Origin of the sequence: Pseudomonas sp. 5P_5.1_Bac1, from assembly GCF_025466015.1 — a bacterium.
GTDB lineage: Bacteria > Pseudomonadota > Gammaproteobacteria > Pseudomonadales > Pseudomonadaceae > Aquipseudomonas.
Genome location: NZ_JANLNX010000087.1, coordinates 34,816 through 58,349, shown reverse-complemented (window position 1 = coordinate 58,349; position 23,534 = coordinate 34,816). Strand labels below are relative to the sequence as shown.

Here is a 23,534-nt window from a genome sequence, read left to right as displayed (position 1 = left end):
CTCGATCTGAGGGCCCCCGCAAAGATCAAGACCAGCACCGACCAGCCCCCAAAAAAATTTATTTACTGACTTTTCCGCCCCAACGCGTCTGTTTGTTGAGATTGATTTTCATTAATAGAAAACGCCAACACAGCGAGCAACAGACGTGACCAATCCACAACAACGACGTAACCGGTTCAATCGGGTTGCCCTGGCCAGCAGCCTGATGCTGGGCGCCTGCACTTTGCCGATGGGGATCGCTTCGGTGCATGCCGTGGAACAGGGCAGTGGCGCCAGCCAGCGCAATGCGCTGATCCGGTTCGACATTCCCGCCCAGTCGCTGGACAGCGCCGTGCTCGTCTTCGCCGAGCAGGCCAAGGTCCAGGTGTTCTTCGACAGCCGCAAGCTGGTCGGCCTGCGCAGTGAAGGGCTGCGGGGCGAACATTCGCCGCAGGACGGCCTGGCGATTCTGTTGCACGGCAACCCGGTGCGCTATCAGTTCAGCGGCAACGACCGGGTCGGTCTGGAGCGCCTGAGCGACGACGGCAAGGCGATGGAACTGGGCAGCACTCACATTCAGTCCCAGGGCGATGGCGATTGGGTCTACACCGCGCCGCGTTCGGTCAGCGTGATCACCCGCGACCAGATCGACAAACGTCCACCACGCCATGCCGCCGACATGCTGGAAGAGACCGCCGGTGTCTACACCGCGGTCAACCAGCGCGACCCCGGCCTGTCGGTGAACATCCGCGGCGTGCAGGACTACGGCCGGGTGAACATGAACATCGACGGCATGCGCCAGAACTTCAACGTCAACGGTCACCAGCAGCGCAACGGCATCATGGTGGTGGACCCGGAGTTCGTCAGTTCGGTGGAAATCGAAAAGGGCTCGCAGTCGGGCATGGGCGGCGCCGGCGTGCTGGGCGGGATCGCCAGTTTCAACACCGTTCAGGCCAGTGAGTTCCTCGGCCCGGACAAGGAATACGGCGGCCGCCTGCGCGCCGGCCACGGTATCGGTGAGCTGGGCAACGGCACCTATTTCAACGGCAGCGCGCTGTTTGCCTTCGGCAATGAAGTGGGCGACCTGCTGCTGGGTGTCAGCGAACGGCATTTTGGCGATTACCGCGCCGGCACCCACAACAAGGACAACCTGGGCACCCAGATTCGCGCGCGCGATCTCTATCCCGAAGCCTGGGAAAGCTGGCTCAACAGCGAGGTCGGCGACATGGGCAGCGTGACCCGTTCGCGCTTGCTCAAGCTCGGCGTCAACCTGCCGCAGGATCAGCGGGTCCAGTTCAACTACATCGAGACCGATACCGACAGCAAGGACTCCTGGACCTGGCTCACCGATGACCTGAAGCAGTTCTATTACAAGCGCAGCGGCGCCACCGACCTCAATGCGAAGAATGCCTCGATCGACTACAGCTTCACCCCGGACAACGACCTGATCGACCTCAAGGCCAAGCTCTATTTCGTCCGAACCCGGATGGACCGCTGGAACTCCAGCAATGACGCGAGCCCGTCCAGCGGCAACTGGTATGCCCCCTACAACGACCGTTTCCAGACCGACACCTGGGGCCTGCAAGTGCAGAACACCTCGCGCTTCTACATCGGCGCGGCGGACAAGCTGACCCTGAACTACGGCACCGAGCTGTACGAAGACCGCTTCAAGCCGGAGAGCGAGCGCTTGCCAGCGGCCAACGAAAACGCTTACCCGTATGTCCAGGGCGCGACCCCGGAAGGCAAGAAGCTGACCGCGAGCCTGTTTGCCCAGGCGCAATACGAGCATGACAATTGGCTGACCCTGGATGCGGGCCTGCGCTACGACCGTTACCGCCTGAGCGGCGAAACCGGGATGACGGTGTGGATGTTCCCGGAAGGTCCCTACGAAGTTGGCGCCTCCCCCAAGATCCAGCAGCACCTGATATTCGACGAAGACATCGAGCAAGGGCACTTCTCGCCCACCTTCGGTATTGCGGTAAAGCCCGGCGTCGACTGGCTGCAGCTCTATACCCGCTGGGGCCGCGGCTGGCGCGCGCCTTCGGTGACCGAAGTGTTCATGACCGGCCGCCCGCATGCCGGTGGCGGTGCGCAGATGGTCTATCCCAACCCGTTCCTCAAGCCGGAAACCTCACATGACTGGGAGGTGGGCTTCAACATCTTCAAGGAATCGCTGTTTCGTGACGGCGACCGCCTGGGCGTGAAGGTGGCGTACTTCGATACCCGCATCGATGACTTCTCCTTCCTCGACACCAACATCAGCGTGCCCCACGAGACGGCATCGGGGATTGGCCTGGGCCGCATGGCCTATCAGAACAACGAAGAAACCACCCGTTTCCGCGGGGTGGAATATGCCCTGGACTACGACGCCGGTGATTACTACGGACGACTGGCCTACACCCACATGATCGGCACCAACGATTTCTGCTCGCGGCAGTTCTTCCTGGGCGGCGCCAAGACGCCAGTGCGGGTCGGCACGGTGACCCGGCCGGTGCAGATCGGCAACCGCATCATCCTGCGTCAGTTCACCATCAACCAGGCCGTGGACAACGAGGCCATGAGCAACCAGATGAGGTGTGGCGACATCATGGGCAACGCGACCTACATGCCGGCTGACCGCGGCTCGCTGACCCTGGGCATGCGCTTCCTCGACAACACGCTCGATATCGGTGGCCGTCTGCGCTACAGCAAGGGCAACGGCGAAAACCTCAATGACCACTCCTACGCCACCCTCGACCAGGCGATGTGGCCCAAATACAAGGTCTACGACCTCTTCGCCAGCTACTGGATGACGCCGCAGATCAACGTGGCAATGGCGCTCGAAAACGCCACTGATGAGTCCTATTTCGTGGCGATGGGCGACGTCAACAACCTGTCTCTTGCACGGGGTCGAACCCTGACCGGGATGCTTGAGTACCGCTTCTGATGCGATGAGGCGCCGGCAGCGGCCAGCGCCAGCGCGCCGCTCGCGCCGGACGCTGACGTTCATGCACCAGCCAGAGCGTGCACAGCAACATCACCAGCAGATGCCCCTGCTGAACCAGCATCGGCAACAGCATGGCCGGCCAGCAGGCGAGGATGCACCAGCCGGCCTTGCTCACGCCGTAGCCCAGGCAATCCGCCGCCATGTCCCAGCCGAAGGCGGAAATCCGGGGTGAGGCGTGGCAGCGGTTGAGGCTTTTCTGCTTGAGCGGGGTGGCTTGCCACACCAGCGCAACCAGCATCGCCAGCGCCGTTGCCAGCCACAGCGCATCGCCGGCCACTAGCTTGAGGCCGATCGACAGCACGGTCAGCACGATACCGGCGACACTCCACAGCGCAACGTAACCCGCCACGAACAACGCCACCGCCAGCGGACGGCGCCGTGGCAGGCTGCGTTGCCAAAGGGTTGCCATGGGACTGACCAGCAGCATCGGCATCATCGCCAGCAACATCACCAGCCAGGATTGCCACAGCCCAAACGGGTCCAGCACCAGAGCCTGGCTGATGCCACTCCAGCCGAGCGTCGAGAGCAGGTCGGCAATCGAGCCGCAGAAGGCCGGCAGCGCCGATTGTGTCGGTGCTGCCGCCAATGCCGCCCACCCCGCCAGGCTGGCGGTGGCCAGCCATGGCCAGGGACTGTGCAGCCAGGCGAGGCTACGTTGCCTGACGTTCATCTTCACTCGCCCTGACGGTAGATACTGATGCGTCCTACCGAGATGCTATCGCCGGCACCCAGTTCCTTGTCGGGGTACAGGCTGACCTGCAGATGCTCCAGATCGAGCCCACCGCTGGCGCGCAGCGTGTCGACGATTTCAGTAATCTCCAGCGAGGCGCTGACACCGCCGCCGCCGTGTGGGTCGCTGGCATCACTGGCGGCCGCGATACCGAACAACGACACGCCGCCGGCCCGCAGTTCCGGATGGACGCCGGGTTGCTCGCCGTCCGGCACGTTGATGTAGACCTCGATGAACAGATTGTTGCGGCGTCCGCGGATGTTTTCCAGATTGAGGAAAACCCGCTCATGGCCAGGCGCGGCGACGTTTTCCGCTCGCAGGCCCTTCGCGGCCAGGCTTTTCGCCACTTTGGCGACGCCCGGTTTGTCCAGCCGTACTTGCGTGGCGCTCTTGCGGCCCTGCAGTTTCACGCTGCCACTGTTGGCACCGATCAGTTCGACGACAGGATCTTTCACGGCGGCCACCGTTGGGCGAGCGGCGAAGGCGACAGCGTCCTTCGCGGCCTTCGCAGGTTTCGGTACGGGATCGTGGAAGCTTTCGTAGGTATAGCCCAGCGCTTTCAGGTCGAGGGTCTGACCGACTTTCCAGAAAGTGCTTTCACCGTTTTCATCCGGGAAGATGAACGGACGGCCTTGCGGAGGGCCATTGACGAAGGCGGATTCGGTCGGGTTCTGGTGGCTTGGATCTCGGTTCAGCCAGATCTGCCAGAGCCGGTCGATGTTGGCGTGGTGCAGCCAGAACACCGGGTCGAGGCCGGCGGTACGCGGATCGGCCATCAGGCCTTCATGGTATTCCGGGGAGGTGTCCGGCTTGCCGTTGTCGCCGCCGACCATGTTGTGCACGTTGTTGTGCGGGCTGCTTTCCAGCAGGCCGAACGGGTAGTCGCGGGTGCTGCCGTGGTTGAAGCCGGTGGCTGCGCCACCAAAGCCCGGGGAACCGCCGGTCTGGACGCCCGTGTACTCCGCTTCTTTGAACGCGCGGGCAAGGTCGAGTTGTACGGGGGCGAGGGTGATGTTGCCGTTTCCGTCGATGCCGTAGCGCAGGTCTACCGGTAAGGCGAGGGGGTTTGGCGTGCCGTCCGGGAGGGTCTTGTCGTAGAACTCCTGGGGCAGGCCGAGGGTGTCGGGGCGCTCTGCGTAGTCGTCGTAATCCCAATACGGCAGCGCCCAGTCTGCGGGGCCGCCCAGCTTGACGATGGCGTCACGGACGATCTTCTCGAACGACAACAGATAAGGGCGGTGCCACGGCAGGAAGAACCAGGTCCGGTGCTGGCACTGGTCCCAGAACAGTTCGCGGTCAGCGGGTGCCGGCAGTTTTTCACCAGGGGTGTAGTAACCGTCGGTGACCCACAGCTCCTTGTTGAAACCATGGATCGCGGCGAGGAAGCGCCAACTGGTCGGGTCATCGATGGGGCGCGATTGCAGTTCACGGATTGCCTTGGCGTACCACAGCAGCGTCGGGTTCCAGGTTTCGCCCAGGTTCCACAGATCCTTGCGGACATAAGTCATGTTCACGCTCTCCATATTCCATGTGAAGGGGTTCCATACGGACCGATGACGATAGTCCAGTGGCGGCAATGTGCCATGGCCCTATGTCGAAATGTTGAACGAAGCTGACGGCGGACACTAAAAACAGAAAAAGGGCCGGTGCTTTCGCACCGGCCCTTCAGGTTTGCCGCGTTATCAGTGTTCCGCTACGGCCTGTCTTCGCGGGGCCGTGTCGGGGTTGCCGTCATGGTCCACCACCGGGACTTCCTTGCCTTCGGCGTCGAACAATTTGCCGTCCTTGAAGTAGTCGCCATCACGCAGCACGGAGATGTCGGAGTAATTCAGGGTGCGCTCGTAGCCTGCGGCGAATACCGACTGCTGGTCCGAGTTGCCGGTCTTGAAGTGGTTGAACAGCAGGTTCAGCGAGATCGCCATGATGGCCGCCGAGCTGATCCCCGAGTGGAAGATGGTTTCGAACCAGTTCGGGAAGTGATCGTAGAAGTTCGGCGCGGCGATCGGGATCATGCCGAAGCCCAGCGAGGCGGCGACGATGATCAGGTTCATGTTGTTCTTGTATTCCACCTTGGACAGGGTACGGATACCACTGGCAGCCACGGTGCCGAACAGCACGATACCGGCGCCACCGAGCACCGAGGTCGGTACTGCGGCAATGACCCGGCCCATGATCGGCAGCAGGCCGAGGACCACCAGGATCACCCCGCCGGTCGCTACCACATAGCGGCTCTTGACCCCGGTCACGGCCACCAGGCCGACGTTCTGGGCGAACGCGCTCTGGGTGAAGGAACCGAAGATCGGCGCCAGGATGCTCGACGCCATGTCAGCGCGCAGGCCATCGCCCAGACGCTTGGAGTCAACCTTGGTGTCGATGATTTCGCCAACCGCGAGGATGTCCGCCGAGGTTTCCACCAGGGTCACGATGATGACGATGCACATCGACAGGATTGCGGCGATGTGGAAGGTCGGCATGCCGAAGTGGAACGGCGAGGGCAGGGCGACCATCGGGCCTTCCAGCACCTTGCTGAAGTCGGCCATGCCCAGCGACCAGGCGATCAACGTACCGATGACCATCGCCAGGAGGATCGACAGGCGCGAGATCGACGCACTGCCGAGCTTGCTCAGGAGCAGCACGAAGGTGAAGGTCAGGGCCGCCAGGCCGATGTTTTCCATGCTGCCGAATTCCGGCGATTTGCTGTTGCCACCCATCACCCAGCGGGCCGCGACCGGCATCAGGGTCAGGCCGATGGTGGTGATGACGATACCGGTCACCAGTGGCGGGAAGAACTTGGTGATGCGCGAGAAGATCGGTGTGATCAGGAACCCGAGGAACGAGGCCGCCATGACAGCGCCCAGTACCCCCGGCAGGCCACCGCCGCCTTCAGTGGAAAGGATGGCGCCCATGGTGGCGACGCCGGCGAAGGACACACCCTGTACCAGCGGCAACTGGCAGCCGAAGAACGGCAGGCCAAGGGTTTGCAGCAGGGTGGCCAGGCCACCGGCGAACAGGGACGCGGCGATCAAAAGACCAATCTCCGCAGGCCCGAGACCCGCGGCCTGGCCGAGAATCAGGGGGACAGCAACGATACCGCCATACATCGTCAAAACGTGTTGCAGACCATAGGCCAGGTTGGGACCCAGGCCGAGATTTTCGTCTTCAGGACGCGGAACTGAAGACGTGCTTGGTGAGGACGTGTTCATGGGAGCGTGATCTCTGTTTTATTGTTGTGCCGCCACTGTAGACAACTGCTACATAAGATTGCCAGCACAATTGTATACAATTTTTTGATTGTCTCAGGGACACTCTGCCCTTGACTTGAGCACGATCACCTTTGCAGCTTTCGTTCCAACAGGCGTGCTTCAGCGCTGAAAGGCCACGAAAGGGCCTTTCAGGTGTAGGGGATTAGCGGGATTTAAAGCTGATCAGGTCGTCAGGTTCTAGTGGGTAGCAGGCTAAACGATCTTAAACTTCGATGAGTTCGTGGAATTCCCGCTCCAATTCGGTGCGGTCAGCCAGGTTAAGCTCGATAAGGCGGCACAGGTGCTCCATCGAGTCCAGGTCGATGTGTAGACAAATGAAGCCCAGATGTGGGGGCTCTATATGGCGCAATTGCACCTGCATCCTGACGACAGCGTCTTCGCTCAGGTGCACGGCGGCCTCGAATAATTGCTCGCCGTCACCGTCCCAGTACTCCGGAGACTCGATCAACAGGCCCTTGAGCGAGATATCGATCAATTTGACCGGCCAGCACCGCTCACCCTGAACCAGTTCGGTTGGCGCATCGAAGGCAATGCGTTTGAAGCGTCGACGTTCATTCTGGTCGCTCATGCTCGGCCCTCCAAGGTTCCTCTGAACTATAGCGCAGTGCTTGCCAGCGCTCGGCAAGGGGCGCAATCTGCGATGGTGGCCATGGGCTCTGGAGGCTCTAGACCAACGTTGGGGCTGGCCTTTCCGGCCAGTATCGCTAGACTCGAAAAGCTACCTTTTTATCCACTAGCTGGAAGCGAACCATGAACAACAATAATAGCCTGGCCCGCCATATTCCCTGGCTGGCGCTGGCAGTGATAGGGGCCTGTGCGCTCGGGGTGGTTGCCCTGCGGCGTGGCGAAGCCATCAATGCCTTGTGGATTGTCGTCGCCTCGGTGGCGATTTATCTGGTTGCATACCGTTACTACAGCCTGTTCATCGCCACCAAGGTGATGCAACTGGATCCGCGCCGGGCCACTCCGGCGGTCCTTAACAACGATGGCCTGGACTACGTCCCGACCAACAAGCACATCCTCTTCGGTCACCACTTCGCCGCCATTGCCGGCGCCGGCCCGCTGGTCGGTCCGGTTCTCGCCGCGCAAATGGGTTATCTGCCCGGCACGCTCTGGCTGATCGCCGGTGTGGTCCTGGCCGGCGCGGTGCAGGACTTCATGATCCTGTTCCTCTCTACTCGCCGCAACGGCCGCTCCCTGGGCGACATGGTGCGCGAGGAAATGGGCCGGATTCCGGGGACCATCGCCCTGTTCGGCTGCTTCCTGATCATGATCATCATCCTCGCGGTGCTGGCGCTGATCGTGGTCAAGGCCCTGGCCGAGAGCCCATGGGGCATGTTCACGGTGATGGCGACCATCCCGATCGCGATGTTCATGGGCATCTATATGCGCTACATCCGCCCGGGCCACATCGGCGAAATCTCGCTGATCGGCGTGGTGCTGCTGCTCCTGTCGATCTGGCTGGGGGGCCAGGTTGCCGCTGATCCGGTCTGGGGCCCGGCGTTCACCTTCACCGGCGTGCAGATCACCTGGATGCTGGTGGGCTACGGCTTCGTCGCCGCGGTGCTGCCGGTCTGGCTGGTACTGGCGCCGCGTGACTACCTGTCCACCTTCCTCAAGATCGGTACCATCATTGCGCTGGCCATCGGCATCCTGGTCATCGCGCCCGAGCTGAAAATGCCGGCGCTGACCCAGTTCACCGACGGCACCGGGCCGGTCTGGAAAGGCACCCTGTTCCCGTTCCTGTTCATCACCATCGCCTGTGGCGCCGTGTCCGGCTTCCATGCGCTGATCTCCTCGGGCACCACGCCCAAGCTGCTGGACAACGAAACCAACGCCCGTTACATCGGCTACGGCGGCATGTTGATGGAGTCCTTCGTCGCCATCATGGCCATGGTTGCCGCCTCGGTGATCGAGCCGGGTGTCTACTTCGCCATGAACAGCCCGGCCGCAGTGGTCGGCGCCGACGTCGTGTCGGTGGCGCAGACCGTCAGCAGTTGGGGCTTCGCGATCACGCCGGAGCAGCTCGAAGCAACCGCCCGTGACATCGGCGAGCACACCATCCTGGCCCGTGCCGGCGGTGCGCCGACCCTGGCGGTCGGTATCGCGCAGATCCTCCACCAGGTGCTGCCGGGTGAGAACACCATGGCGTTCTGGTATCACTTCGCGATCCTGTTCGAAGCGCTGTTCATCCTCACCGCGGTAGACGCCGGTACCCGTGCCGGTCGCTTCATGCTGCAGGACCTGCTGGGCAGCTTCGTTCCGGCGCTGAAACGCACCGAATCCTGGGGCGCCAACCTGCTGGCCACCGCCGGCTGCGTCGCGCTGTGGGGTTACCTGTTGTATCAAGGCGTGATCGATCCGCTGGGTGGCATCAACACCTTGTGGCCGCTGTTCGGTATCTCCAACCAGATGCTGGCCGGTATCGCCCTGATGCTCGGCACCGTGGTCCTGATCAAAATGAAGCGCCAGCGCTACATGTGGGTCACACTGGTTCCAGCGGTATGGCTGCTGATCTGCACCACCACCGCGGGCCTGATCAAGCTGTTCGACCCGAACCCGGCGGTCGGCTTCCTGGCCCTGGCCAACAAGTACAGCACCGCGCTGGACGCCGGCCAGGTTCTGGCTCCTGCCAAGGACATCGGGCAAATGCAGCATGTGATCTTCAACGCCTACACCAACGCTACCCTGACTGTGCTGTTCCTGATCGTCGTGTTCAGCGTCCTGTTCTTCGCTATCAAGGTCGGCATCGCCGCCTTCGGCAAGAAAGAGCGCACCGACAAGGAAACGCCTTTCCAGGCGCAACCAGACGCTTAACCGAGGAATGCCATCATGTTCAACGACCTGGGTCGACTGGGTAAGTACCTGGGGCAGGCAGCCCGCCTGATGGTCGGGATGCCCGACTACGACAACTATGTCGAACACATGCAGGGCAAGCACCCGGACAAGCCGATGATGAGCTACGAGGAGTTCTTCCGGGAACGCCAGGAAGCTCGCTACGGCGGCAAGGGGGGGCCCAAGTGCTGTTGAAACACAGCGCTTGGCGTCAGTGACAGACCTGTGGGAGCCCGGCGCGCCGGGCTCCCACAGTCATTTTCAGCGTCAGGAGAATTCCCCGTGCAGTCCCCCATTCCCGTGACCGTGCTCAGCGGCTTCCTCGGTGCCGGCAAGACCACCTTGCTGCGGCACATCCTCAAGGCCGAGCACGGCTTGAAAATCGCCGTCATCGAGAACGAATTCAGTGATGCCGGTATCGACAGTCAATTGCTCGGCGACGAACCGGTGCAGGTCATGACCCTGGCCAACGGCTGCGTCTGCTGCAGCATCCACACCGACCTGACCAAGGCCCTGTTCCTGCTGCTGGAGCGCCTGGACAGTGGTGAAATCGCCTTCGACCGGCTGGTGATCGAATGCACCGGCCTGGCCGATCCCGCGCCAGTGGCGCAGACCTTCTTCATCGAAGAGGAACTGCGCGAGCGCTACATCCTCGACGGCATCATCACCCTGGTGGACGCGGTCCACGCCGACCTGCACCTGACCCAGGCCATCGCCCAGGCCCAGATCGGCTTCGCTGACCGGCTGCTGTTGAGCAAGACCGACCTGGCGGACAGCCAGTCCGTCGAAGCCCTGACCGACAGGCTTGGCCGGATCAACCGCCGCGCGCCAATTCGCGTGGTGGATAACGGCCGCATCGACCTCGCCGAACTGCTGGATGTGCGGGGCTTCAACCTCAATGCCGACCTCGGTGGCGGCTTGAGCCTGCGCCCGGTGGCGGGTCCGGCGACCCCGGACCGCATTTCCAGCATGGTCCTGCGCACGGAAACCCCGCTCGACATCGACCGCCTCAGCGACTTCATGAACGAGTTGCTGGAAGAGCACGGCAAACAGTTGCTGCGTTACAAAGGCGTGCTGAACATCGCCGGCGAAGACCGTCGCCTGGTGTTCCAGGGCGTGCTGAAACTCTATGGTTTCGACTGGGACACCGAATGGGCCGAGGGAGAGGCCCGCGAGAGCGTGATGGTGTTCATCGCCGATCAACTGCCGGAAGAGAAGATCCGGGCGGGGTTTGAGGCGTTGGCTGGTAGTTGATGAGGACGGGTCTGACTGGTTGCTGTGCAGACAGGCTGGCCGCTAGGCATGCCGCTGGTCAGGAAAATGGAGCGTGGTCTTTGGGAAGTCCGTGTCGATTTGGGTGAGACCCGTGCCCGATTACTCTTCACGCTTGTGGAGGATGTCATGGTCTTGCTCCACGGCTTCATCAAGAAGAGTCAGAAAACGCCCTTGTCAGACCTGGAAACCGCCAGGCAACGAAAGGCGAAGTTGTGGAGGCAGTGAATGAACCAACATATTGGGTCGGACTTTGACGACTTCCTTGCCGATGAAGGCCTTGGTGAGGAGGTTTCCGCTGCTGCACTCAAGCGGGTGATCGCCTGGCAGCTCGAGCAGGCGATGAAAGAACAGAGGATCAGCAAGAAAGCCTTGGCTGAGCGAATGAAAACGAGTCGAACAGCGGTGGACAGAGCGTTGGATCAAAGTGATCCCGGCATGACGCTGGCGACGCTTGCGAGCGCCGCTCGAGCTTTGGGACAGCGCGTCGAGGTGCGTTTGGTTCCTGAGGGATGTTCCCGGCAACCGTGATATTCCGCCCATAAAAAAACCGATGCGAGTCACCCGGCATCGGTTTTTTCATGCCCGGCAATCAAGCCACCGGGCGCTCATCGGTCAATCAGTTGCCGTAAACCGGCAGCTTCTTGCAGATGGCTTTGACTTTCTCGCGAACGGCGTCGATCACCGCTTCGTTGTTCAGGTCAGCCAGGATGTCGCAGATCCAGCCAGCCAGTTCCTTGCACTCGGTTTCCTTGAAGCCGCGAGTGGTCACTGCCGGGGTGCCGAAGCGCAGGCCGGAGGTGACGAACGGGGAACGTGGATCGTTTGGCACCGAGTTCTTGTTCACGGTGATGAAGGCGCGACCCAGGGCGGCGTCGGCGTCTTTACCGGAGATCTCTTGTTTGATCAGCGAGAGCAGGAACAGGTGGTTCTCGGTGCCGCCGGAAACCACATCGAAACCGCGCTCGATGAAGACGCTGGCCATGGCCTGGGCGTTTTTCACGACCTGTTGCTGGTAAGCCTTGAACTCAGGCTGCAGCGCTTCCTTGAAGCAGATGGCCTTGGCGGCGATCACGTGCTCCAGCGGGCCGCCCTGGGCGCCCGGGAAGACGGCGGAGTTCAGCTTCTTCTCGATGTCGGCGTTGGCGCGAGCCAGGATCAGGCCACCACGCGGACCGCGCAGGGTCTTGTGAGTGGTGGTGGTGACGACGTCGGCGAATGGAACCGGGTTCGGGTAGACGCCCGCGGCAACCAGACCGGCAACGTGGGCCATGTCGACGAACAGGTAGGCACCGACCTTGTCGGCGATTTCGCGGAAGCGAGGGAAGTCCAGGACCTGCGAGTAAGCCGAGAAACCGGCAACGATCATTTTCGGCTTGTGCTCGACCGCCAGGCGCTCGACTTCGTCGTAGTCGATCAGGCCATTGCCGTCGATGCCGTATTGAACAGCGTTGTACAGCTTGCCCGACGAACTCACGGCGGCGCCGTGGGTCAGGTGGCCGCCGTGGGCCAGGCTCATGCCGAGGATGGTGTCGCCCGCTTGCAGCAGGGCCAGGTAAACAGCGCTGTTGGCTTGCGAACCCGCATGCGGCTGAACGTTGGCGTAGTCGGCGCCGAACAGTTCCTTGGCGCGGTCGATGGCCAGTTGCTCAACCACGTCGACGAACTCGCAACCACCGTAGTAGCGCTTGCCTGGATAGCCTTCAGCGTACTTGTTGGTCAGCACCGAACCCTGGGCTTCCATCACGGCTGGGCTGGTGTAGTTTTCCGAAGCGATCAGCTCGATGTGCTCTTCCTGGCGCTGAGCTTCTTGCTGCATGGCTTCGAAGAGCTCGGCGTCGTACTTGGCAATGGTCAAATCACGGCTGAACATGGCGGTCCTCAAGGATCGGGGTGAAATAGGCGGGCATTCTACCCCATAGACTTTTGTCTGGCATATGAAAGGGGATCATCTGGCAGACAAATGGGATTCACGCAGGATCACTCAAGCATGAACAGGGTTTCGTTACTGAATTGCGCCTCGAACTGGTTAGGCGGCATCGGGCGCCCGAACAGGTAGCCCTGGACCTCGTCACAGCCGTGTTCGCGCAGGAACTCCAACTGCTCATGCGTCTCCACGCCCTCGGCGATTACCGCCAGGTTCAGGCTGTGGGCCATGGCGATGATGGCCCGAGCGATCTGCGCGTCCTGCTCGCCTTCCGGCAGGCCGTCGACGAAGGTGCGGTCGATCTTCAGCACGTCGATCGGGAACTGCTTGAGGTAGTTCAGCGATGAATAACCGGTGCCGAAGTCGTCTACCGCGATGCTCAGGCCGAGGTTTTTCAGGCTGTCGAGGATCTGCATCGCCTCATTGACCTCGCGCATCAGGATGCTTTCGGTCAGTTCCAGTTCCAGGCACGCTGGCGGCAGGTCGGTTTCCTTGAGGATGTTGGCGATCCGCGTACCGAGTTGGCCGTCGGAGAACTGCCGCGCGGAGATGTTCACCGAAACTTTCGGCACGCGCACCCGCGCCTGATGCCAGGACTTGAGCTGGCGGCACGCCTCGGCGATGACCCAGTCGCCCACATCCACCACCAGGCCGAGTTCTTCGATCACCGGGATGAAATCCCCCGGTGGCACCAGCCCGCGCTGCGGGTGACGCCAGCGCAGCAGCGCTTCGGCGCCGGTCAGGCGTTTGCCGTCGCCGCTGAACTGCGGTTGGTAATAAAGGATGAACTCGTTCTGCTCCAGCGCGTGGCGCAGGTCGCTTTCCAGCTCCAGACGCTCCAGGGCGCTGGCGTTCATGTCCGCCTGGTAGAACTGGAAGTTGTTCTTGCCGCGTTCCTTGGCGTGGTACATGGCCGTGTCGGCGTTTTTCATCAACTGGCTCAGTTCGCTGCCGTCCTGCGGGCTGAGAGCGATGCCGATACTGGCGGTGACGAAGAACTCGCGGTTTTCCAGGACGAACGGTCGTACCAGACTGCCAAGAATCTGCTCAGCCACATTGATGGCGCGGTTCAGCGCCATTTCCCGGGTCGCCCGTGGTTGCAGCAGCAGGGTGAATTCGTCGCCGCCCATGCGCGCCACGGTGTCGTCGTCGTCGACGCAGTCCAGCAGGCGCTCGGCCATGTCCTTGAGCATGCGGTCGCCGGCGGCGTGGCCGAGGGAGTCGTTGATCGGCTTGAAGCGATCGAGGTCGAGGAACATCAGCACCACCCACGACTTGTGCCGCTCGGCCTGTTGCAGCGCCGTGTGCAGGCGGTCCTGGAACAGCGTGCGGTTGGGCAGGTGGGTCAGGGCGTCGTAGTAGGCCAGGCGGTGAATGCGTTGTTCGCTGGCCTTGCGCTCGCTGATATCGGTGAAGAAGCACACGTAGCTGGCCAGGTCGCCTTCGTCGTCGAGCACCGCAGTGATGCCGACCCACGCCGGGTAATGCTCGCCATTGCGCCGCTTGAGCCAGACTTCGCCTTCCCAGGTGCCGCGCTGGTGCAGTTGCTTGAGCACATAGCGCAGGTGCGCTTCCTGTTGTTCATCGACGGTAAGCATGCCGGGCAACTGGTCGAGCACATCGCTCACGGCATAGCCGCTGACCCGGCTGAACGCCTCGTTGGCCTGGACGATGTAGCCGGCCGGGTCGGTGATGAGGATCGCCGAGGTCGAGTGCTCGAAAACCGTTGCCGCCATGCGCAGGTCTTTTTCCGCGCGGCGTTGCTGGCTGATATCGCGGCCAACGCCGAGGATGCCGCCGAACTGGTCGTGCTCGTCCCAGACCAGCACCAGGCGCAGTTCGATGGGGATCTTGCGGCCGTCGGCGCGCAGGCAGTCGAACAGGAACAACTGGGTCGGCACCTGGGTGCGCAGGGCTTCCAGTTGCGCGGCATCGCCGAGGGCGCGGTTGACCCGCTCGACCAGGGCGGACAGCCCGGTCAGTTGCGCCGGGTTGGCGATGGTCGATTGCCAGCCGTTGTTGAAGATCCACTCGACGTCATAGCCCAGCACTGCCCGCACGGACGGGCTGACATAGTTGAGGCGCAACTGGTCGTCGGTGGAGAAGATCACGTCGCTGATGCTTTCGGCGAGCATGCGGTAGCGTTGTTCGCTGTCGCGCAGCGATTCGCTGGCTTCGAGCTGGTCGGTGACGTCCTTGGCCACGCCGATGATCCGCGTGACGTGGCCGGCCACGTCGCGGGTCAGCGCCTGTTCGCGGATGTCGTAGCGGCGCCAGCGCTGATCGTGATGGCGGAAGCGCAACTGGCAGTGCAGTTGCTCGACGTAGCCGCTCTGGCGCTGCTGCTGGCGCAGGTCGCGGTAGAGCGCGGCGTCTTCCGGGTGCAGCAGGACTTCCCAGAAGAACTCGCCCATCTGCGCCAGTTCGTTGCGCGCGTAGCCCAAGGTCTGGCCGAGGTGGCGGTTGCTGAAAATCATCCGCAGGCTCTGCACGTCCTGGACGTAGAGCTGATCCGGAACGGTGCGGACCACGTCGGACCAGAAGCTCTCGCGCTCCAGCAACGACAGTTCGACGCGCTTGCGGCTGGTGATATCGCTAATGCTGAGGATCACCGCGTGATAGTCGCGACGCGCCTCCGGGAACCGCACCATCAGCCACAGGTGCTGCTCCAGCCCTTGCTCGGTCGGCAGGCGCACTTCCAGTTCCAGTTGCGCCTGGTTGTCCAGCACAGCGCCCAGCAGTTGCAGACCGATGCCATCGTTTTCCAGCGCGCTGCCGGCGACCAGTTGCCGCCAGGCCCCCTCGCAGCAATCCACCCCCAGCAGTTGCAGGGCGACCTGGTTCACTTCGGTGACTTTCAGTTCGTGCAGGAGGATTTCGCGCAGCGCCGGGTCCAGTTCCAGGCGTTGCTCCAGTTCGTTGCGGCTGCGCAGGCGCAGGCGTTCGAGGATCGCGGCAAGGCCCGAGAGGTCGAGCACGCAGAGGGCGACGCCGGTGCTTTCGAAAATGTCCTGGTAGCGCCGACGACCTTCCTGCAAGACGCGATTGCGGCGGCGCATGTTGATCAGCGCCAGCAGCGGTAGCAGGGCACAGAGCACGACCGGCATGGCTTTGCCGACCAGCGCCGGAAGCAGATCGCGGCGGCTGCGTTCGGCGTCATAGAGGCCGCGCAGTTGCCAGTCGCTGTTGTCGAGGAAGGCCAGCATCACGCTTTGCAGCGGCGCCTGTTCGCTATTCGGCGTGGTGTCCGGGCGCGGTTGCAGGTGAGTGCTGATGATTTCCCCGGTCCGGCTGTTTTCCAGTTGCCACTGCGGTTTGACCGCGTGCTCCAGGCGGCTGGCCAGTTGCTGGTACCAGGTCGGCTGCATGCGCAGCAGCCAGTAGCCGTTGCTGGTTTCGCCGGGCTGGCGCAGCAGCAGGTAAATAAAGGCATTGTCGTCAGCGTTGCTGAAACGGTAGGTGCTGTCGCGGTTCTGCCGGAGCAACTCGGCCATCGCCGGTTGGTCGGGGGAGTTGTCCATGCTGTCACGCAGGATCTGCCCATCGCCATTCAGCCAGGCGAGACTGTGCAGGGCCGGCATTTGTTGATGCAGGCGAGTGAACAGGGCGGGGACGGCATCTTCGTCCGGAACCGCGGCATTGGCCTGCAGCAGGTTCAGCGCGGACTGGGCGTCGAGGGCCAGGCTCAGGTTGAGGCGGTCGGCGAGTTCGGCGGCGGCATCGACACTGTGTTGGCGGCGATCGGCGAGGATGTGCCGGTATTGATCGAGCATCTGCCAGAACAACAGGGCCAGCAAAAGCAGCACCAGGATCGCCAGTGCGCCCTTCAGCGACCCGCGCAGGGACTGACCCGACGCAGTGGAGGCTTTGCGCAAGGAGGACGGCTGAGTGAGATTGGTCAAACGGTGATCCTGCGGTATGGCTGGCCGTGGTCCAGCAGCGCGAGAGCAATGCCAGCCACACGGGCGGCGATCCAGGGCTGCACTATAAGCCTGACGCCCGAAGGGCGGCTAGCATGCCTTGAGTTGTGGCAAAGTGCCAGTCATCTTCGTCGCAAAGATTCGACCTGACGAAAGGTCGTCACGACCGCCGGGATACGCTCAACGGGGATGCCCCTGCCCGCCGCCCTCCAGTTCGGGTAACCTTACGGGTTCCGACTACCAGATAGACAAGGGTGAGGCCGTTGCCTGAGCCCGCCGCGCACCTGCCCCGCGAAAACGCCGGCAGCGCCGCGACGCAGGCCAGTAGCGCCTTTCCCTGACACCCGGTTTGTTCCAGCCCTGTCCTGGCGACGGGGCTTTTCCAACGATTCGAGCGAGGTCCGCATTTTGGCTCAATACGTTTACACCATGCACCGGCTGAGCAAAGTTGTTCCGCCCAAGCGTGAAATCCTCAAGAACATCTCCCTGTCGTTCTTCCCCGGCGCCAAGATCGGCGTGCTCGGCCTGAACGGTTCGGGTAAATCCACCCTGCTGAAAATCATGGCTGGCGTCGACACCGAGTTCGACGGCGAAGCCCGTCCGATGCCGGAACTGAACGTCGGTTACCTGCCGCAGGAGCCGCAACTGGATCCGGCCAAGACCGTACGTGAAGTGGTCGAAGAAGCGGTCAGCGTGATCAAGGACGCCCAGGCCCGCCTGGACGAGGTCTACGCTGCCTACGCCGAACCGGATGCCGACTTCGACAAGCTGGCTGCCGAACAGGCCAAGCTGGAAGCCATCCTGCAGGCCAGCGACGGTCACAACCTGGAGCGCCAACTGGAAGTCGCCGCCGACGCGCTGCGCCTGCCGGCCTGGGACGCCAAGGTCGAGCACCTCTCCGGTGGTGAAAAACGCCGCGTCGCCCTGTGCCGCCTGCTGCTGTCCGCGCCGGACATGCTGCTCCTCGACGAACCCACCAACCACCTGGACGCCGATTCCGTCGCCTGGCTGGAACACTTCCTCCACGACTTCCCGGGCACTGTAGTCGCGATTACCCACGACCGTTACTTCCTGGACAACGTCGCTGGCTGGATCCTCGAACTCGACCGCGGCGCCGGTATCCCTTACGAGGGCAACTACTCTGGCTGGCTGGAAGCCAAGTCCGACCGTCTGGCCCAGGAGTCGAAGCAGCAATCGGCTCATGAAAAGGCCATGAAGGAAGAACTGGAGTGGGTGCGCAAAGGCGCCAAGGCCCGCCAGTCCAAGTCCAAGGCCCGTCTGCAACGCTTCGAAGAAATGCAATCGCAGGAATTCCAGAAGCGCAGTGAGACCAACGAGATCTACATCCCGGCCGGTCCTCGCCTGGGCGACAACGTCATCGAGTTCAAGAACGTCAGCAAAGGCTATGGCGACCGCGTGCTGATCGACAACCTGTCGTTCGTCATGCCAAAAGGCGCGATCGTCGGCGTAATCGGTGGTAACGGTGCGGGTAAATCGACCCTGTTCCGCATGCTGATGGGCAAGGAACAACCGGATTCGGGCAGCATCTCGATCGGTGAAACCGTGCAACTGGCCTGCGTTGACCAGAGCCGTGACGACCTGGACGGTAACAAGACCGTGTTCCAGCAGATCTCCGACGGTTCCGACCAGATTCGCATCGGCAACTACGAGATCCCGTCGCGCACTTATGTTGGCCGCTTCAACTTCAAGGGCGGCGACCAGCAGAAGTTCGTCAAGGACCTCTCCGGTGGTGAGCGTGGCCGTCTGCACCTGGCGCTGACCCTGAAAGAGGGCGCCAACGTCCTGCTGCTTGACGAACCGTCCAACGACCTGGACGTTGAAACCCTGCGTTCGCTGGAGGAAGCCCTGCTGGACTTCCCGGGCGCCGCCATTGTGATCTCTCACGATCGCTGGTTCCTGGACCGCGTCGCGACTCACATCCTGGCGTACGAAGACGACTCGCAAGCCGTGTTCTTCGAAGGCAACTACACCGAGTACGAAGCCGACCGCAAGAAGCGTCTTGGCGAAGCTGCGGCACAACCGCACCGCGTACGGCACAAGAAGCTGGCTCAGTAAGTCGGTAATTGATGCACAGGAATGGGGCCTTCATGGCCCCATTTTTGTGCCTGTCTGGAGGTCATCGCGAGCAAGCTCGCTCCTACAGAAAGCTGTGGTTTTACGTGGCCCCTGTAGGAGCGAGCTTGCTCGCGATGGCCCTAAAAAACCACCTGCTTGTGTATACATTTATAGAAATGCACCAAAAAATTTCATAAAAACGACATTTCGCCCTGTTCCAGTGCGATTGCTTCTTGGTAAAGTCCCGAAAAAACCAAAAAGTCCAACTCCCTCGGTGAGATGTCTACTCATGATCGAATCTGTCGACCACTTCCTCGCACGTCTGAAACAACGCGATCCCGCCCAACCCGAATTCCACCAGGCAGTGGAAGAAGTCCTGCGTAGCCTCTGGCCTTTCCTCGAAGCCAACCCGCGTTACCTCGAAGCCGGCATCCTCGAACGCATGGTCGAGCCTGAGCGCGCCATTCTGTTCCGCGTTTCCTGGGTCGATGACCACGGCAAGGTCCAGGTCAACCGCGGCTACCGCATCCAGATGAGCAGCGCCATCGGCCCGTACAAAGGCGGCCTGCGCTTCCACCCGTCGGTGAACATCGGCGTACTGAAATTCCTCGCCTTCGAACAAGTGTTCAAGAACTCCCTGACCTCGCTGCCAATGGGCGGCGGCAAGGGCGGCTCGGACTTCGATCCGAAGGGCAAGAGCGACGCGGAAGTCATGCGCTTCTGCCAGGCGTTCATGAGCGAGCTGTACCGCCACATCGGTGCCGACCTCGACGTTCCTGCCGGCGATATCGGTGTGGGCGCGCGGGAAATCGGCTTCATGTTCGGCCAGTACAAGCGCCTGGCCAACCAGTTCACCTCGGTGCTGACCGGCAAGGGCATGAACTACGGTGGCAGCCTGATTCGCCCGGAAGCCACCGGCTACGGCTGCGTGTACTTCGCCGAAGAAATGCTCAAGCGTGAAGACAAGCGCATCGACGGCCGCCGCGTAGCTATCTCCGGCTCGGGCAACGTCGCCCAGTACGCCGCGCGCAAGGTCATGGACCTGGGCGGCAAAGTGATCTCGCTGTCGGACTCCGAAGGCACCCTGTTCGCAGAATCCGGCCTGACCGATGAACAGTGGGACGCGCTGATGGAGCTGAAAAACGTCAAGCGCGGCCGCCTGAGCGAGCTGGCTACCCAGTACGGTCTGGAATTCCGTGCTGGCCAGCGCCCATGGAGCCTGCCGTGCGACATCGCGCTGCCTTGCGCGACCCAGAACGAGCTGGACCTGGAAGACGCCCGCGCCCTGCTGGCCAACGGCTGCATCTGTGTGGCCGAAGGCGCGAACATGCCGACCACGCTGGAAGCGGTGGACCTGTTCATCGAAAAAGGCACCCTCTTCGCGCCGGGCAAGGCCTCCAACGCCGGTGGTGTTGCGGTCAGCGGCCTGGAAATGTCGCAGAACGCCATGCGTCTGCTGTGGACCGCCGGTGAAGTGGACAGCAAGCTGCACAACATCATGCAGTCGATCCACCACGCCTGCGTTCACTACGGTGAAGAGAACGGCCGCATCAACTATGTCAAAGGCGCCAACATCGCCGGCTTCGTGAAGGTCGCCGACGCCATGCTGGCTCAAGGCGTGGTCTAAGCATCGGGCTCCGGCTCGATGGCGATGACCTCGATCGACTGATCACCCACGGGTCGTCGCCATACAACCTCGTCACCCGGGCCTGCCCCCAGCAGCGCCCGGCCCAGCGGGGAACCCCAGTTGATCAGGCCGGCAGCGATGTCGGCCTGATCTTCTCCCACCAGTTGCACCTTGTGCTCCCGGTCCTCCTCGTCGAGGTAGATCACCCGGCTGCCGATCTGAACCTTGTCGCGTGATAACGCCGGTGGCACGACCTGGGCGCTGTGTTGCCTTGCGTTGAAATAGCGCAGGTCGCGTTCGATATCGGCCATGCGCTGCTTGTCCGCCTGCTCACCCTGGGCGAGCAGTTCGCTGCGTAGGCGATTGAGTTGCGCCACTCGCTGTTGCAGGTGCGCCAGGCCTTGGGCGGTGACGTAGTTGGGCTGGTCGCTGACCTTGCGCTCCACCGGTTGGCTGGCCTGAGCGGCGGCCTGGTCTTCGTTGACGAATGCACGGCTCATGAACGGTCTCCTTTGCCAGAAGACCATGCTGACAGGCCCGTGGTTTCAATGGTTATCCACAGGCGACCTTTCAGCGTCGATAGGCGCGCGCGGCATCGCGGTCCTTTTCGTGTTGCCATTGTTCTTCGCGCTCGTCCCAGTGGCGGTTGTAGTAGTTCTGTTGCTCCTGGTTCTGCTGCATCGCCTGGCATTGACGGAAACCGTCGTCCCAGCCGGATTCATACTGGTGGTTGTGCAGGTAGCGCGGGACGTCCTTGCGAAAATCCCCGGTCATCACGCCGGCAGCCTGTCGGCCGCTGCTGCAGCCATCCTGGAAACCATCGGCGTAGGGCGCTGGATAACCCTGATTGATCAATTGCTGATGGGTTGATTCGCAACCCGCCAGTAACAACAGAAAACACAACCAGTAGCGCCGCATGACAAGACTCTCCACAAGATAAGGAAAGTCTAGGAGGGGGAATGTCAGTGTGCTGTCAAAAGGCCGTGAAACTGTTGCAGGCGATGAGGCCCTCAAGGCCTCAGTAGTTGTACCACTTCAACTCCAGCATCACTTCGTTCTGCGCCGTCGCCAGTTGGCTGAACTCGCGCTTGGCGCTCAGGCGCAGGCCCAGGCTGTCGCTCAGTTCCCACTGCTGGTTCAGGCTCAGGCTGCGCCGCACTTCACCATTGATGAAGTAATCGCCCTTGGCCTCCACGCTCAGGTTGCCCAGCCCGTTGCGCCACAGCAGCCCGGTGTTGAAGCCCGCCGCGGGTGCGATGAACTGGGAGAAGTCGTTGTGGTGTTCGACCCGTACCGTGCCGAGGGCGAAGCCAAGCATGTCGTCGCTCAGTGCCCAAGTGCCACCGGCGCCTCCGTTGACATGGCTGACCAGCACTTCATCGTCATGCTTGCCCGGCACCCGCTCAAGGCCGCCCGCCACCTGCCATGACCAGGGTTGCAGCAGGTCGTTGCGCGGGGTCAGCGAGCGGATGGTCGCGAGGTCGAGGCGTTGCACCTGCCAGTCGTTGCCCTCGTACTGGCGGAGCTTGAGTTGCAGAATCTCGATCTGCGCGCCCAACGGGAAACCGTAGAGGTTGTCGTTGAGGTCGTGGTAGGCCATGCGCAGGCCATATTCGGCAAAGGCGCGGTCTTTACGAGTGCCGACGCCGAGTTGCCAGGTCCGCGACTGGTGGCCGTCCTCCGGAAGCCCGGGGCGTTCGACCTGCAACGGTGGCGGTGGATTGCGGTTGATCGCGCGTAGCAACTCGAAACTGCGTTTGGCTTGAGCCGGATCACGTTCCTGGCCGTTGGCGCGGTAGCGTTCCAGCCGGTAAGCGGCGTCTTGCACCAGCGCCTGGCGTTCCCGGGGCAGGGCGGTGAATTCGCTGTTTTGTAAATGGCCGGTATCGGCGGCGAGGGCCAGCACCTGTTGCTGCTCGGTTTTTTCCAGAGGTGCGGCGCGCTCCAGTAGCTCGCGTTCGCGGGACGGACGGTAGTCGGTGCGCTCCACCAGCCCGGCGTGCTTGACCGCCTTGACCGTGTCGGTCGGGATCGCCGTCAGCGGGAATTGCGACGTCAGGTCCAGGCTCGGGCGTGCCACCTGGAGCAATTCCAGCAGGCGGTAGGAGCAGTTTTCATCGAAGAAGAAGTAGTCGAAGCGGATCTGCTTGAGTTCCCAGATGTGTTCGACCATCCGCCCGGTTTCCTCGGGCGTGAGGTTCAGCCGGTACTCCCAGAGGTCGCGGTTTTCCAGGCTGCGGTACTCGGACAGTTTTTCCTGGTAGGGCACCAGCGCGAACAGCCCGGGATAGCCGCCCATCAGGCCCTTCCAGGCGTAGAGAATGCTGTTGTCGTTGCCTTCGATGTAGGCACCGAAGTTGACCGCGTAGCTGAGTAGCGCGGTCTCGTTGCTTTGCACATCGGCCTGGTCGATGCGCAGCAGGGTGTGGCCGAACATCGACGATGGGCTGTTCAGGTAGGCGGCAGGGAAAATCAGCACCGCGCTGTGCGGCGAGACGTCCTTGAACCACTGCCGGTATTCCTTGCAGTCCGGTGTTGGCAGGTCATTGAGTTGCAGTTGCTCGCGCAACCAGCGGGTGCGTGCCGGGAAGACGCACTGCGCGTGTTTCTCGCCCTTGCTGACGGGGTCATAGAGCGCCTTGTACGTGGCCGCCAGTTCCCGGTCAGGGTGGTGGGCGCCGTCTTCGGCGAGAAAGAAACGCTTGTCGTCGACATAGCTGCGCCAGCCTCCGAGCTTGCCTGTTTCGTAGTGGCCAAGGCTGATCCAGTAGGGATCGGCGGCCAGCCGTTGCAGGCGCGAATCGTCCATGAAAGGTGCGGCGTGCAGCGGGGCGCAGACACAGAGCGCCAGGTAGGCAAGGCGTTTGAGCATGTCGGGCAACTACGTCTGAATGAAGCCGAATGGGATGAACAACCCGC

General features: G+C 62.2%; 17 protein-coding genes. 8 read left to right on the top strand and 9 right to left on the bottom strand.

The genetic code is table 11. The annotated features are described in order from the left end of the window. The first annotated feature begins 205 nt into the window (after positions 1-205). The gene (locus NTD82_RS18100) at positions 206-2,905 is read left to right on the top strand and encodes a TonB-dependent receptor (RefSeq protein ID WP_262129700.1); all 2,700 of its coding nucleotides are present in this window, start codon (positions 206-208) and stop codon (positions 2,903-2,905) included. Here NTD82_RS18100 and NTD82_RS18095 read toward each other — a convergent pair. The 4 genes from NTD82_RS18095 to NTD82_RS18080 form a co-directional block, all read right to left on the bottom strand. After that, complete coding sequence (locus NTD82_RS18095) at positions 2,844-3,635, bottom strand: DUF2182 domain-containing protein (protein WP_262129673.1); 792 nt, start codon at positions 3,633-3,635, stop codon at positions 2,844-2,846. The two genes, NTD82_RS18100 and NTD82_RS18095, sit on opposite strands and share 62 nt — an antisense overlap. A gap of 2 nt (positions 3,636-3,637) precedes the next feature. Next, the gene (locus NTD82_RS18090; RefSeq protein ID WP_262129672.1) at positions 3,638-5,203 is read right to left on the bottom strand and encodes a tyrosinase family protein; all 1,566 of its coding nucleotides are present in this window, start codon (positions 5,201-5,203) and stop codon (positions 3,638-3,640) included. A 174-nt stretch (positions 5,204-5,377) separates the two neighbouring features. Beyond that, entirely contained in the window at positions 5,378-6,898 is a 1,521-nt protein-coding gene (locus tag NTD82_RS18085) for a nucleobase:cation symporter-2 family protein (protein WP_095159904.1), read from the bottom strand. A gap of 262 nt (positions 6,899-7,160) precedes the next feature. Further along, positions 7,161-7,526, bottom strand: coding sequence for a PilZ domain-containing protein (locus NTD82_RS18080; RefSeq protein ID WP_095159903.1), 366 nt, complete (start codon positions 7,524-7,526; stop codon positions 7,161-7,163). Between the two features lie 182 nt (positions 7,527-7,708). Here NTD82_RS18080 and NTD82_RS18075 point away from each other — a divergent pair, with 182 nt between their 5' ends. The 5 genes from NTD82_RS18075 to NTD82_RS18055 all read left to right on the top strand — a co-directional run bounded on the left by NTD82_RS18075 (position 7,709) and on the right by NTD82_RS18055 (position 11,596). After that, positions 7,709-9,775, top strand: coding sequence for a carbon starvation CstA family protein (locus NTD82_RS18075; protein WP_095159902.1), 2,067 nt, complete (start codon positions 7,709-7,711; stop codon positions 9,773-9,775). A gap of 15 nt (positions 9,776-9,790) precedes the next feature. Further along, entirely contained in the window at positions 9,791-9,988 is a 198-nt protein-coding gene (locus tag NTD82_RS18070) for a YbdD/YjiX family protein (RefSeq protein WP_056841925.1), read from the top strand. An 87-nt stretch (positions 9,989-10,075) separates the two neighbouring features. After that, positions 10,076-11,047, top strand: a complete 972-nt coding sequence (gene yjiA / locus NTD82_RS18065; RefSeq protein WP_095159901.1) for a GTPase — start codon at positions 10,076-10,078, stop codon at positions 11,045-11,047. Positions 11,048-11,062: 15 nt separating this feature from the next. Beyond that, positions 11,063-11,293: a type II toxin-antitoxin system RelE/ParE family toxin gene (locus NTD82_RS18060; RefSeq protein WP_410017067.1), complete on the top strand. Its 231-nt coding sequence runs from the start codon at positions 11,063-11,065 to the stop codon at positions 11,291-11,293. Next, a complete protein-coding gene (locus NTD82_RS18055) occupies positions 11,294-11,596 on the top strand; it encodes a helix-turn-helix domain-containing protein (protein ID WP_095159899.1) in 303 nt (100 codons plus the stop codon). Positions 11,597-11,684: 88 nt separating this feature from the next. Here the strand turns inward: NTD82_RS18055 and glyA are convergent, their stop codons facing one another. Together glyA and NTD82_RS18045 are read right to left on the bottom strand one after the other, a co-directional pair. After that, positions 11,685-12,938, bottom strand: a complete 1,254-nt coding sequence (gene glyA / locus NTD82_RS18050; protein ID WP_262129669.1) for a serine hydroxymethyltransferase — start codon at positions 12,936-12,938, stop codon at positions 11,685-11,687. A 107-nt stretch (positions 12,939-13,045) separates the two neighbouring features. Beyond that, positions 13,046-16,894, bottom strand: a complete 3,849-nt coding sequence (locus NTD82_RS18045; RefSeq protein WP_262129668.1) for an EAL domain-containing protein — start codon at positions 16,892-16,894, stop codon at positions 13,046-13,048. Between the two features lie 426 nt (positions 16,895-17,320). On the opposite strand from NTD82_RS18045, the gene ettA reads away from it, so the two are divergent. Both ettA and gdhA read left to right on the top strand, forming a co-directional pair. After that, positions 17,321-18,988: an energy-dependent translational throttle protein EttA gene (ettA, locus tag NTD82_RS18040; RefSeq protein ID WP_175653276.1), complete on the top strand. Its 1,668-nt coding sequence runs from the start codon at positions 17,321-17,323 to the stop codon at positions 18,986-18,988. A 289-nt stretch (positions 18,989-19,277) separates the two neighbouring features. Next, the gene (gene gdhA / locus NTD82_RS18035; protein ID WP_262129667.1) at positions 19,278-20,615 is read left to right on the top strand and encodes an NADP-specific glutamate dehydrogenase; all 1,338 of its coding nucleotides are present in this window, start codon (positions 19,278-19,280) and stop codon (positions 20,613-20,615) included. Here the strand turns inward: gdhA and NTD82_RS18030 are convergent. The 3 genes from NTD82_RS18030 to NTD82_RS18020 all read right to left on the bottom strand — a co-directional run bounded on the left by NTD82_RS18030 (position 20,612) and on the right by NTD82_RS18020 (position 23,487). Beyond that, positions 20,612-21,115, bottom strand: coding sequence for a GreA/GreB family elongation factor (locus NTD82_RS18030; RefSeq protein ID WP_262129666.1), 504 nt, complete (start codon positions 21,113-21,115; stop codon positions 20,612-20,614). The two genes, gdhA and NTD82_RS18030, sit on opposite strands and share 4 nt — an antisense overlap. 70 nt (positions 21,116-21,185) lie before the next feature. Next, positions 21,186-21,533: a hypothetical protein gene (locus NTD82_RS18025; RefSeq protein WP_095158719.1), complete on the bottom strand. Its 348-nt coding sequence runs from the start codon at positions 21,531-21,533 to the stop codon at positions 21,186-21,188. Between the two features lie 100 nt (positions 21,534-21,633). Next, on the bottom strand, positions 21,634-23,487 hold the full coding sequence (locus NTD82_RS18020; protein WP_262129665.1) for a DUF4105 domain-containing protein: 1,854 nt from the start codon (positions 23,485-23,487) through the stop codon (positions 21,634-21,636). Positions 23,488-23,534: the final 47 nt, after the last annotated feature.